The sequence below is a fragment of the Streptomyces sp. NPDC086554 genome, assembly GCF_040686095.1.
Taxonomy (GTDB): Bacteria; Actinomycetota; Actinomycetes; order Streptomycetales; family Streptomycetaceae; genus Streptomyces.
This window is the reverse complement of sequence record NZ_JBFBJK010000019.1, coordinates 1-12,000: the sequence shown is the minus strand read 5'-3', so window position 1 is coordinate 12,000 and position 12,000 is coordinate 1. Positions and strand designations below refer to the sequence as shown.

General features: G+C 71.2%; 11 protein-coding genes and 1 pseudogene. 8 read left to right on the top strand and 4 right to left on the bottom strand.

Annotated elements, in window-relative coordinates; translation table 11 throughout:
* Window positions 1-49: 49 nt before the first annotated feature.
* On the bottom strand, window positions 50-478 hold the full coding sequence (locus AB0O76_RS28490) for a class I SAM-dependent methyltransferase (RefSeq protein ID WP_365496764.1): 429 nt from the start codon (window positions 476-478) through the stop codon (window positions 50-52).
* A 163-nt stretch (window positions 479-641) separates the two neighbouring features.
* On the opposite strand from AB0O76_RS28490, the gene AB0O76_RS28485 reads away from it, so the two are divergent.
* Complete coding sequence (locus AB0O76_RS28485) at window positions 642-1,253, top strand: hypothetical protein (RefSeq protein WP_365496762.1); 612 nt, start codon at window positions 642-644, stop codon at window positions 1,251-1,253.
* 99 nt (window positions 1,254-1,352) lie between these two features.
* Here AB0O76_RS28485 and AB0O76_RS28480 read toward each other — a convergent pair whose 3' ends face one another.
* Complete coding sequence (locus AB0O76_RS28480) at window positions 1,353-3,581, bottom strand: MMPL family transporter (protein WP_365496761.1); 2,229 nt, start codon at window positions 3,579-3,581, stop codon at window positions 1,353-1,355.
* A 369-nt stretch (window positions 3,582-3,950) separates the two neighbouring features.
* Between AB0O76_RS28480 and AB0O76_RS28475 the strand changes: the two genes are divergently transcribed.
* Window positions 3,951-5,165 carry a hypothetical protein gene (locus tag AB0O76_RS28475; protein WP_365496759.1) on the top strand — a complete coding sequence of 405 codons (1,215 nt, stop codon included), beginning with the start codon at window positions 3,951-3,953 and terminating at the stop codon, window positions 5,163-5,165.
* Between the two features lie 179 nt (window positions 5,166-5,344).
* Window positions 5,345-6,430: a tetratricopeptide repeat protein gene (locus tag AB0O76_RS28470; protein ID WP_365496757.1), complete on the top strand. Its 1,086-nt coding sequence runs from the start codon at window positions 5,345-5,347 to the stop codon at window positions 6,428-6,430.
* Here the strand turns inward: AB0O76_RS28470 and AB0O76_RS28465 are convergent.
* Window positions 6,408-6,842: a PPOX class F420-dependent oxidoreductase gene (locus tag AB0O76_RS28465; RefSeq protein ID WP_365496755.1), complete on the bottom strand. Its 435-nt coding sequence runs from the start codon at window positions 6,840-6,842 to the stop codon at window positions 6,408-6,410. The two genes, AB0O76_RS28470 and AB0O76_RS28465, sit on opposite strands and share 23 nt — an antisense overlap.
* Window positions 6,843-7,008: 166 nt before the next feature.
* Here AB0O76_RS28465 and AB0O76_RS28460 point away from each other — a divergent pair, with 166 nt between their 5' ends.
* Window positions 7,009-7,440 carry a DUF4345 domain-containing protein gene (locus AB0O76_RS28460; RefSeq protein WP_365496754.1) on the top strand — a complete coding sequence of 144 codons (432 nt, stop codon included), beginning with the start codon at window positions 7,009-7,011 and terminating at the stop codon, window positions 7,438-7,440.
* A gap of 86 nt (window positions 7,441-7,526) precedes the next feature.
* On the opposite strand, the gene AB0O76_RS28455 is transcribed toward AB0O76_RS28460, so the two are convergent.
* Complete coding sequence (locus tag AB0O76_RS28455; protein WP_365496752.1) at window positions 7,527-7,964, bottom strand: DUF1801 domain-containing protein; 438 nt, start codon at window positions 7,962-7,964, stop codon at window positions 7,527-7,529.
* A gap of 127 nt (window positions 7,965-8,091) precedes the next feature.
* On the opposite strand from AB0O76_RS28455, the gene AB0O76_RS28450 reads away from it, so the two are divergent.
* The 4 genes and pseudogenes from AB0O76_RS28450 (at window position 8,092) to AB0O76_RS28435 (ending at window position 11,866) form a co-directional block, all read left to right on the top strand.
* On the top strand, window positions 8,092-9,360 hold the full coding sequence (locus tag AB0O76_RS28450) for an aminotransferase class I/II-fold pyridoxal phosphate-dependent enzyme (RefSeq protein WP_365496750.1): 1,269 nt from the start codon (window positions 8,092-8,094) through the stop codon (window positions 9,358-9,360).
* A 113-nt stretch (window positions 9,361-9,473) separates the two neighbouring features.
* Window positions 9,474-9,875 (top strand): annotated as a pseudogene (locus AB0O76_RS28445) (transcriptional repressor); the annotation flags it as partial.
* A gap of 90 nt (window positions 9,876-9,965) precedes the next feature.
* On the top strand, window positions 9,966-10,448 hold the full coding sequence (locus AB0O76_RS28440; RefSeq protein WP_365497104.1) for a GNAT family N-acetyltransferase: 483 nt from the start codon (window positions 9,966-9,968) through the stop codon (window positions 10,446-10,448).
* Between the two features lie 158 nt (window positions 10,449-10,606).
* Window positions 10,607-11,866 (top strand): MFS transporter, encoded by a 1,260-nt coding sequence (locus tag AB0O76_RS28435; protein ID WP_365496748.1) that lies wholly within the window; start codon window positions 10,607-10,609, stop codon window positions 11,864-11,866.
* Window positions 11,867-12,000 lie beyond the last annotated feature (134 nt).

Sequence of the window (12,000 nt, the reverse complement as noted above, 5' to 3'; positions counted from 1 at the left end):
CACCGACCTGGATGCGGGCACCGCGGTCGTCCGACGCTGGACCGACCAGTCACCTCGGGACGGACAACTCCCTCAACGGGTCTCCCCCGTCGATGAAGAGCCGCCCCGTGGGGGCCAGCGCGGCGGCGATGCGGGTCATGGCGCGGGCGCCCGCTTCCGGGTGGCGGCCGTCGAGCGCGCCGACCCGGAACGCGAAGACGAGGTCGAACGGACCCTCGCCCGGCTCCGGGACGAAGTCCTCGGCGGCGCACCGGCGCACGGCGAGCCGACCGGACGCGATCTCCGCCGCGCACGCGATCCGCGCCTGGGCCACCGCCGCGGCGGACCTGTCGATCGCCAGGATGTGCCCGGTGTCCAGCCGCGCCGCGACGGCCCGCGCGGCGGCACCGGGCCCGCAGCCGATCTCCAGGACCCGCAGATGCGGCTCGACGGGAAGCGCGTCGACGGCCTCGGCGAGCCGTTGGGAGAGCTGTGGCATGCGTCGACCGTACGCACTGAACGGCGGCAGGAAGAGCTTCTGCGGTCCCTCGGACAACGGGGTGATCCGGGCCCTTCTCACGGCGCGCCCCGCCGGCCATCGGCACCCCACGTCCGATAGTCACACCAGCACAACGAGGCGAAAAGCATGGAGTGATGCGTCAATGAAGATCCGCGTGAGGCACTTGGCCGTTTCCGGCAGCCTGGCCGTGCTGGCCGCCACGGGCAGTTTGACGGCAGCAGCCGCCGACGGTCCGTCACCGGCCGGGCCTGCCCTGCATCGCACCGGCCAGTCGCCGCCGACGCAGATGGGCGGACCGGCCATGGGACAGGACCACGGGCAGCAGCCATGGACGCAGGACCGCGACGACTCCCCGTCCGGGCACGGGGAGGAGGAACTGCCGGGCCACGGACACACTGAGACGCCAGGGCCGCGCCCCTCGGACGCGCCGTCGCATCCCACGGGCCACGGGGACAAAACCCCGCACACGTCCTCCGCACCCACACCCAGTCACACCCACACCCACACCCACACCCACACCCACACCCACAAGCCGAGCTCGACGCCGTCGGTGAGCGCGCCCGTCACTCCCCCCGCGGAAACCCCGACGCCCCCGACGTCGGACAACGGTGTGCCCACGCAGCCGACGCGCCCGCGCCCGCCCGAGCTGGCGGAGACCGGCGACACCAGCCTGTGGATGCTCGGCGCCGTCGCGGCCGCGGCGATGGCCGCCGGGGCGGGCTGCCTCGTACTCGGCCGCCGGGCACGCCGCTGACATCTCCGCCCTCCCCAGGACAGGCGTCAGCCCGGTGACCAGGATCGGTCACCGGGCTGACGTGAGGTTGCTCCTCCAGGGGCAGGGAGCGTCAGGTGCTCAGCCGCGTACGGACTCCAGCTCCCTGTCGCGGTCGGCGTGCGGCGCCGACGGGACGTCGCCCAGCTGCTTGTGCAGCTTCTCGCCCTCCACGTCGACGTTCGGAAGCAGCCGGTTGAGCCACTTCGGCAGCCACCACGCCGACTTGCCCAGAAGGGCGAGGACGGCGGGGACGATCGCCATGCGGACGACGAAGGCGTCGAAGAGGACGGCGATGGCCAGGCCGAAGCCCATCATCTTGATCATGTCGTCGTTCTCCATGATGAAGCCGGAGAAGACGCTGATCATGATGACCGCCGCCGCGGCGACGACGCGTCCGCCGTGTGTGAAGCCGGTGACGACGGCCTCGCCCGGCCGCGCCCCGTGGACATACGCCTCACGCATCCGCGTCACGAGGAAGACCTCGTAGTCCATGGCCAGGCCGAAGACCACGCCGATCATGAAGATCGGCATCATGCTCATGATCGGGCCCGGCTGGTCCACGCCGACGATGTCGGCGAGCCAGCCCCACTGGAAGACCGCGACGACTGCGCCGAGCGCGGCGGCCACCGAGAGGAGGAAGCCGAGTGCCGCCTTGAGCGGTACGAGGATCGAGCGGAAGACCAGCATCAGGAGCAGGAAGGCCAGGCCGACGACCAGGCCCAGGTAGGGCAGAAGGGCGTCGTCGAGGGTCTGCGAGAAGTCGATGGTCATGGCGGTCGCGCCGGTGACCAGGACCTCGGATCCCGTCTTGTCCCCGAGTCCGTCGACGGTCGAGCGGATCTCCTTGACCGCTTCCTCGGTCTTGTGGTCGCTCGGACCGGTCTTCGGTACGACGTTGAAGATCGCGGTGTCGTCGCTCTTGTTGGCCTGCGCCGGCGCCACGGCGGCAACGCCGTCGATCTTGGCGATCTCCTTGCCGACCGTATCGGCCGCCGCGGCGGCGCCCGCACCCTTGTCCTTGTCGACGGTGACCATCAGCGGGCCGTTGAAGCCCGCGCCGAAGGAATCGGACAGCATGTCGTACGCCTTGCGCTGCGTGGTGTCCGGCGCGGACGTGCCCTCGTCGGGAAGGCCGAGCTCCAGGCTCGCCATCGGCACGGCGACGGTTCCGAGGCCGACCACGGCGAGCAGCAGCACCGGCAGCGGGCGGCGCAGCACGAAGCGCGCCCAGCGGGTGCCCAGCTTCGGCTTGGCGTTCGGGTCCTGCAGCTCGGCCGGGGACTTCTTGCGGTCCTTGCGGCGCAGCACCTTCTTGCCCGCGAAGCCGAGCAGCGCGGGGATCATGGTGAGGGCGATGAGGACGGCGATCGCGACGGTGCCCGCCGCTGCCAGACCCATCTTGGTGAGGATCGGGATGTTGACGATCGCCAGGCCGGACAGCGCGACGATGACGGTGAGTCCGGCGAACACCACGGCGGAACCGGCGGTGCCGGTGGCGCGGCCCGCGGCGTCCTCCGGCTCACGGCCGTCGGCTATCTCCGCTCGATAGCGGGAGACGATGAAGAGGGCGTAGTCGATGCCGACGGCGAGGCCGATCATCATGGCCAGCGTCGACGTCGTGGCGGAGAGGTCGAGGAGGCTGCCGAGTGCGGCGATGCCGGAGACCCCGATGCCCACGCCGATGATGGCGGTGAGCAGCGGCATGCCCGCGGCGACCATGGAGCCGAAGGTGATGATCAGGACGACCGCGGAGACCGCGATGCCGATGAGTTCGGCGGAGCCGCCCATCTCCTGCTCGGCCATGACCGCGTCGCCGCCGGTCTCGACGGTGTAGCCCGTCTTGCGGGTGTCGTCGGTGGCCTTGGTCAGCGCGTCGCGCGCCTTGTCGGTGAGCTCCTGGGCGTTGACCTTGTACGTGACGGACGCGTACGCGGTGGTGCCGTCCTTGCTGACGGCGTTCGCCTTGTACGGGTCGGCGACCTCGGAGACCTGCGGGCCTGCGCCCAGGGTCTTGACCAGCTTCTCGACGTCACCCTTGGGGCCGGACTCGGTCAGCTTCTCGCCCTCGGGGGCCCGGATGACGACGCGGGCCGTGGCACCCTCTGCGCTCGCTGCGGGGAACTTCTCGTCGAGGAGGTCGAAGGCCTTCTGGGACTCCGTTCCCGGCATGGAGAAGGAGTCTTCGGGCGGTGCGGGTGCCGCGGACGCGGAGAAGCCGACGCCGACCAGCAGCACCACCCACATCAGTGCCACATAGCGGCGTCGCCGGAAGGCGAGGCGGCCTAGTTTGTAGAGGAACGTAGCCACGGCGAAAGGGACCCCCGTCGGGATTGGCAGGCAGGGTGACTGTGCCCGGCGTCACATCAGTGCACGTCAGGGCGGTCAGCAGGTTCCCCTCTAATATCCGGTCCGGATCGGGCCGTGAAGTCCGACTCAGAGTCGGACTATCGGCCCACGGGCGCTGTAGTGGCGTATACACAGGGTCATCCTCGGGTAGGAGATGTGATCGCCTCGTGTAGGACCCCCGGAGAAGACCGCCGCACCGGAAGCCTTGACTCCGCACCCTGGGGCAGTGGTTCCGGCCTGAACAACTCGGCCTCATACCAGGCCAATAGAGGCGATAAGGTAGCGAGTCAGCTCTCAGATAGTTGTCATACCCATCCAGGAGAACTTTTCGTGACTCTTGCCATCGCGCCGTCCGACGCAGCCGACACGTCCACCGACACCGCGGCGGCCGACACCACGGCGGCCGGTGCCGCGGCCGTCCCGTCGGCCGACGTGCCCGACCCGGTGGCCCGGGACGCCCGCGAGTTCGGGGCCTACGCCCGGACCGGCGGCTGGGCCTTCGCCCTGAAGGTCGCGCGCAGTGTGCGGCCCGGCGGACAGAGCCCGCAGGAGCAGGCCGCCGACGAGACGCCGAAGGTGTCGGCGAAGGAGTTCAGCGAGCTGGCGGGCTGCTCCGCCGAGCGCGTCATGCGCTACTACAAGGCCTGGGACAAGGCGGCCGACGACGGTCTCGTGCCGCACTTCGAGACCCTCACGCCGGGTGTCGACATCGAACTGCCGGACGCCGACGCCTGGTTGACCTACTACGCGTCCCGCTCCAGCGCGCTCACCCCGCGCGGCAACGCGATCACGGAGGCCGCCGAGGCCGAGGGCATCCGCCCCACCAAGGCGCTGGAGGTCGCCGAGAACCCGACGGCGCTGCGGGCCGCGATCCTCGCCGACCCCGGCACCGCGGAGGCGGCGCGGAAGGCGCTGATGGACCGGCTCGACGAGGACCCGGCGCTGCGTACGGAGCTCGTCCGTGACATCGTCCGCGCCGACGACCTGAAGAAGGCGGTCGCGGCCGAGGCCAAGGCCGGCGACCGCGTCGACTACGTACGCCAGATCGTCGACAAGGGACAGGTCAAGACCCCGGCGGGCCAGCTCATCGACGCGCCCGCCGAGCTGAAGGAGGAGGCCGAGCGGCATCTGTCCCTCATCGACGAACTGGACGACGGCGAGGACTCCGGCGAGTGGGCCCGCGAGGCGTACGACACCGTGAAGGACCTGGTTGCCCAGACCGTGCAGAGCGATCCGCAGCTGCGGGTCCAGGAGCGCCGCGCCAAGTTCTACAGCAGCCTGCAGAAGGCGACGAAGGTCTTCGAGGAGCTGACCTTCGACGACGCCGAGGTCGACGACATCTACGAGGACGACATGCTGCTGCGCCTCGAAGAGCTGCAGAAGTCGATCGCCGCGTGCATCTCGGCACTTCAGGCCGCGACGGTGGGCTCGGCCGCCGCCGGTGCCGGTGCGGCCACTGTCGCTGCCGCATCCGATGCCGTTGCCGTCTTCGACGACATGCCGACCTTCGATGCCACGCCGGACACCGCGCAGGACGCCGGCTGACGACCGCGGACCCCCACTCCCCCGTACATCCCGATGATGACCATGGGCACCTGCCGTAGCCCTGGAGTCGTACGGAATGACCCATACGCGGGGGGATTCGCCGCACCGCGCACTGCTCGTAGCTTCTTGATCAACGTACGGAGACCGGCGTACGGAGTTGATCGAGAGGTCATGGATCTATGCACGGCAAGGCATTCGCGCCCGAGTACCAGGGGGAACTGGGCTCGGCGCTTGGAGTGAACTCCTCCTACGAGGAGGTGCACGCGGCCGCGGGCCGCGCCCTCTCCCATGCGGACACCGCACTGGAGAGGGCGCGCGCCGCACTCGCCCTCGCCGAGGCGGGACGGCGGCTCGGCCGGGTGGACGAGGCACGCGCCGCCTGGCGGGAGAGCTACCGCAGCGCACGTGCCGCGGGGGACGTCGGCGCCATGGCCTGGGCGCTGTGGAGCGGCGGCACGCTCGCCCGCCAGTGCGGGCAACTACGGCTCGCCCGTCGCCTCCTTGCCTGGGGGGTCACGCTCGCGGCCGACAGCGGGGAACGGCTCGCCCATGGCTATGCGCTGGCCGGGCTCGCCGAGACGGGACGTATACAGGGGGATTACGCGGCCGTCGCGGCGCTGCACGAGCAGTTGCTCGAACAGGGGCGGGCGCACGGCGAGGCGCGGCACATGGTGTGGGCGATGTCCGGCATAGCGCAGATGCGGCGCAACGCCGGAGACCATGCCGAGGCCCTCGAACTGTTCACCGAGTGCGTCCGGATAGCGACCGACGCCCAGGACGCGCGGGGGCGCGCCTGGTCGCTGCGCGGGGTCGCCGACGTCCTGTCGCTGCGCGGCGAGACGGAGCGCGCCCTTGCGCTCCTGTCGGAGGCGGAGGTCATCTGCCGCGCCATGGACCTGGCGAGCGCGCTCGCCTACAACCACAAGATGCGCGGCAACGTGCTGTACCGGGACGGGAGTTACGGGGCGGCGCGCGAGACGTACGCCATCGCGCTCGATGAGTTCCGCGCCATGCGGGAACCACGCGGCATAGCCCTCGCACGGCTCGGCCTGGTGAAGTCGCGCGCCCGGCTCGGCCGCGACCGGGCCGAGACGCTGGCCGAACTCGACGGTCTTGAGCGGGACTTCGCCCGGATCGGGCTGCGGCACGCCCATGAGACGGCCGTCGCCTTCCGGGCGGAGATCGAAGCGGAGGCGAGTACGGAGGCGAGTGCGGAGGCGGGTGTTGACGCGGGTGCCGAGCTCAGCTCGGCGACACGTCGGTGACGTCGGACGGGTCGGTGGCGTCGGTGCGGTCCGTGAGCGTGATGCGGATCCCCACCGTCCCGCCGAGGCCGCGCCGGAGCCTGCTGCCGAGCAAGGTCAGCCTGCCGATCAGGCCGTACTTGCGGGCGAGGAGGGTGCGGTAGCGGGCCGTCCGCTCGGGGTCGCAGATCTCGGCGGTGGCGGGGAGTTGCTCGCCGGTGGGGTTGCCCCGCAGGTCGCAGGGGCCGACCAGGACGTCGGCGCGGTTGCGGATCCGCTTGACCTTCCAGGAGTCCGCGACCGTCCAGACGCCGAGCGCGGTGCCGTCCTGGACCACCCAGACGGGGCTCGGCACCAGCGTGCCGTTCTTGCGGTAGCTGCTGACCAGCAGATACTTCCCCGCACCGAGCCGCTGCGCCGCCGCGTCGTCCATGTCCCGCTCCAGAACTCTGCGCCGGCCCCGATGCGCGCCGACGTTGGGTGCGCGATCTTACGCCCGCCGCCAGCGGGGAGGCACGGCTCGACGCTGCTTGACACCTGCCTACTATCTGTTCGAGGCGTAACGGACAGGTGTCTACCGGCGGTTGGGGATATTGATCATGGCCAGAGCTAAGGTGCTCCGCGTGCTCGTCCTGACGATGGGGTACGCGTGTGTGGCGATCGGGCTCTTCCACGTACTGCTCGGGAACGCCTCGATCCCAGGGGCCGAGTCGGCCGGGGCGACGATCGACAGCCTGGGGCGGTTCTTCGGCGCGATCTTCGCCGGGTACGGCCTCGCCTGGCTCTGGGCGGCCCGTCAGTCGCCGATCCCCGCGGCGGCGGTGCGGGTGCTGACCGGGGTGTTCCTGCTCGGTGCGCTCGGGCGGCTGCTCTCGCTGGCCGTGGACGGGTGGCCGCACGGGTTCCAGGTGGCCCTCGGCGTGCTCGAACTGGTGCTGTCCCCGTTGCTCTTCTGGCTCGCGGACGCGGAGGAGAGGGCGGCCGGAGTCACCCGCCCGGTCACCCGGCAGGAAGCGCCGCCGTCGCCCTGAGCAAGTCCCGGACCAGGTCGAAGTCGATGCCCTCCGGGTTTTCCGGTTTGCGGAACCGCAGGCAGCCCTAGGGCCTGTCCGATGGGTCAGGCCGGTCTTCGCGCCGGGTGCCGATTCAGCAGGGCCGAGCGGGCCCTGGTGCGTGCAGCTGCAAGGCGGAGGAGGGCGACAACGCGGAGCGTTGGCAACCGACGACAACGCGGCAGATGGGCGTGCCAGGGGTCGCGACCCCGGCAGGACCCATCGGACAGGCCCTGGCCCATGTCGTGTCCGGCAAGGCGCTCCTCGAAGCCCTCGCGCACCTCGCCGCGCAGAAGGTAGAAGGAGACGTACTGCTTCTGGCTGGCGAAGGCAATCTCGGCGGTGACCTGCCGCTCGTACGCCGGCATCCCGTACGCCATGACCTCGTCAAAGCCCGGCAGCTCCGCCAGGCAGAGCTCCCGCAGTCGGGTCAGCGCGGGCCTGCGCCCGTCGGGGACCTCGGCCAAGTAGCCGGTCACGTCTTCAGCCGCGCTCTGCACCATTCCCCGAGGGTATGCCGGGACGCCCCGGCGGGCGTGCGCGGTCAGGCCGGTTTGTATCCTCGGCAGGCAGTACGGAAGCCCCCGGCGCCAGTACGGGCCGCGCCACCAGCAGTGAGAGGACACACCCATGACCACCGAGCTGAGCGCCGACGCCCTGAGCGGGCTCCGCGAGCGGGCCCTGCAGGACTACGAGGCCCTTGTCGCCCGCGGGCTCAAGCTCGACCTCACGCGGGGCAAGCCGGCGCCCGAGCAGCTCGACCTCTCCGACGACCTGCTGAGCCTGCCGGGCGGGCGGCACACCTCCGCCGACGGCACGGACGTACGCAACTACGGCGGCCTGCAGGGCCTGCCCGAACTCCGGGAGATCTTCTCCGGCGTGCTGCAGGTGCCGGCCGGGCAGCTGCTCGCGCTCGGCAACTCCAGCCTCGAGCTGATGCACGACTGCCTGGTGCACGCCCTGCTCGGCGTGGTGCCGGGGGCCGAGTCGCGCTGGGTGGACCAGGAGCGGATCGCGTTCCTGTGTCCGGTGCCCGGCTACGACCGCCACTTCGCGCTCTGCGAGCGGTTCGGGATCGACATGATCCCGGTGCCGATGACGGCCGACGGCCCGGACATGGACGTCGTGGAGCGCCTCGTCGCCGAGGACCCGGCGGTCAAGGGCATCTGGTGCGTCCCGAAGTACAGCAACCCCGACGGTGTCACGTACAGCGACGAGACCGTGGCGCGCCTGGCCCGCATGGAGACCGCCGCGCCGGACTTCCGGATCTTCTGGGACAACGCGTACGCCGCCCATCACCTCACCGACGAGCCCGCCGAGATCGCCGACCTGCTCGCCGCCTGCGCCGAGGCGGGCCACGTCGACCGCGCCTTCGTGTTCGGCTCCACCTCGAAGATCACCGCTGCGGGCGCGGGCGTCGCCTTCTTCGGCTCGTCCCCGGCGAACGTCCAGTGGCTGGTCGCCAACAACTCCAAGCGGTCGATCGGCCCCGACAAGATCAACCAGCTGCGGCACGTCCTGTTCCTGCGGGACGCCGACGGTGTGCGCGCCCACATGGAGCGCCAGCGCGCGCTGCTCAAGCCCAAGTTCGAGACGGTCGCCCGGATTCTGGACGCCGAGCTGGGCTCCACCGGTCTTGCCCGGTGGACCGACCCCAAGGGCGGCTACTTCGTCACCCTGGAGGTGCCGGACGGCTGCGCGAAGGAGGTCGTGCGCCGTGCCGCCGACGCGGGCATCGTGCTGACCCCGGCCGGCGCCACCCACCCGTACGGGGACGACCCGCGCGACGCCACCATCCGCATCGCGCCCAGCTACCCGGGGCTCACCGAGCTGGAGCAGGCCATCGAGGGCCTGACCGTGTGCGTGCGGCTCGTGGGGTACGAGAAGCAGGCGAGCTAGGTCCGGAGGCAACCGACCGCCGGCCTCACCGGTCGGCGACCCTCTTCGACTTGAAAACCGTGTTCATTTAACATGGGGGCTCCACCAGGCACCGTTCCGCCAAGGAGCCCCCCATGAGCCATGCCCGGCCGGCGGCCCCGCTGGGCGCGCGGGACACCCGCGCCACCGAGCGGGGCCCGCGCAGGACGCGGCAGCGCACCGCCGTCCTCGAAACGCTCGGCCGCTGCCAGGACTTCGTCTCCGCGCAGGAGCTGCACGCCCTGATGGCCCGCTCCGGCAGCACGGTCGGCCTGACCACGGTCTACCGCACCCTGCGCGACCTTGGCCGCGCCGGACTTGTCGACGTCGTACGCGACGAAGGCGGCGAGCGGCTGTATCTGCAGCGGCCCACGGACGAGCACAGCCACTACCTGATCTGCCGCTGCTGCGGCCGCAGTCAGCCGGTGGACGCCGAGGTCGTCGAGCGGTGGGCCGAGCGCCTCGGCGAGAGCACCGGCTTCGCCGCGCTCGAGCACACCCTCGAACTGAGCGGCGTCTGCGCCCGCTGCCAGGCCGCCGATGAGACCACTCCGTGCCGTCAGGCGCCGGCCAGGGATACTGCGGCCATGAATGCGCGTACAGACGCGTCGCCGGTGTCCCTTGCCGCCCCGGCCTGGGCCCTGCGGGCCGCCGAGCCCACGGACGTCGAGGTGATCGCCGAGCTGCGTGCGACGGCGATGCGGCCGGATCTGGAGCGGCTCGGCCGGTTCGACGAGCACCGGGTGCGCCAGCGGCTGCGAGACACCTTCTCGCCCCGGCACACCTCGGTGATAGTCGCCGACGGCGCCTTCGCGGGCTGTGTCACGCTGCGTCCCGCCGATGACGGGCAGTGGCTCGAGCACTTCTATCTTGACCCCGCGCTCCAGGGCCGAGGTCTCGGCTCGGCCGTGCTGCGGACGCTGCTCGACCGGACCGACGCCGCGGGCGACCTCGTCCGCCTGAACGTCCTGCAGGGCAGCGCCGCCAGGCGGCTGTACGAACGCCATGGGTTCAGCGTCGAGGAGCAGGACCCGATCGACGTGTACATGGTGCGCCGGCCGGGGGCCTAGCGATGGCGTGATGGCCGGGCGCGCGCTCTCACGGGCCGCGCCGATTGGCCCAAGCCGAGGTCCTGCAAGTGGTCCATGTATGGGACCACTTGGCTGCCTAATCTCTTCCCATCAGGCAACCGCCAGACGGCTCAACCGCCGCTGACCTGGGGAGAGTTGTGCCGCATCAGATCCTTCCGCCGGCCGGGGCGCCGCGCGTTCTCGCCGTCGCCCAGCTGAGCAACTCGCTGGGCGACGGCGCCTATTACGTGACCTCGGCCCTCTACTTCACCCGTGTCGTCGGCCTCTCCCCCACCCAGATCGGGCTCGCGCTCACCATCGCCTGGGCGATCGGTTCCGTCACCGGTGTCCCGCTGGGCGCGTTCGCCGACCGGAAGGGGCCGCGCGGAACGGCCGTGCTGCTCGCCCTTGCCACCAGCGCGTCGGTCGGCTCCTTCCTGTTCATCCGGTCCTTCGTCCCCTTCCTCCTCACCGCCGTCGTGTACGCCGTCGCGCAGTGCGGACTCGCCGCGGCGCGGCAGGCGCTGCTCGCCGGACTCGTGGAGCCCGCGGCGCGTACGGGCGTCCTCGCCCACCTGCAGTCGACGCTCAACGCCGGGCTCGCCGTGGGCGCCGCGCTCGGCGGACTCGCCCTGCGCCATGACACGCGCGAGGCATACCTGGCGGTCTTCGCGCTGGACGCGGCCGGTTTCCTGCTCTGCGCGGTCACGCTGCTGCGGCTGCCCGCGGTGCCGGGTTCCCCGGCCCGCGCGAAGGGCGAGCCGCGCCTCGCGGTGCTCCGGGACCGGCCCTACGCTGTCGTCACCGCGCTCAACGCGGTTCTGCTGCTGCGGATGCCACTGCTGAGCCTCGCGGTTCCGCTGTGGATCGTGGAGCGGACCAACGCGCCGAGCTGGCTGGTCTCGGCGCTCTTCGTCCTCAACACCCTCGCGGTGATGGCCTTCCAGGTGCGGATGGCCCGCGATGTCAGCGGAACGCGCACGGCGACCCGCGCGGTGCGGCGCTCCGGCCTGGTCATGCTGGCGTCGTGCGTGGTCTTCGCCTGTTCGGCTGCGGGCCTGCCGGTGTGGGCGACGGTGGCGGTCCTCGTCGTGGGGGCGGTGCTCCAGGTCGTCGCCGAGATGCAGCAGTCGGCGGGCTCCTGGCAGATCGGCTTCGACCTGGCCCCCGCCCACCAAGTGGGCCAGTACCAGGGCTTCTTCGGCACCGGCGTCCCCGTCGCCCGCACCCTGGGCCCTCTCCTGCTCACCTCGCTCCTGGTGATGTGGGGCGTACCGGGATGGCTCCTCCTGGGAGGCATCTTCCTCGTCACGGGGCTGGCGATGGGGCCGGCGGTGCGCTGGGCGGAGGCCGCTCAGCAGGCCTCGGCAGCTTCTCCCGTCCAGACGGTGGGCTTCGGCGCTCCTCCACGGAGCTAGGGCCTGTCCGATGGGTCAGGCCGGTCTTCGCGCCGGGTTCCGATTCATCAGGGCCGAGCGGGCCCTGGTGCGTGCAGCTGCAAGGCGGAGGAGGGCGACAACGCGGAGCGTTGGCAACCGACGACAACGCCGCA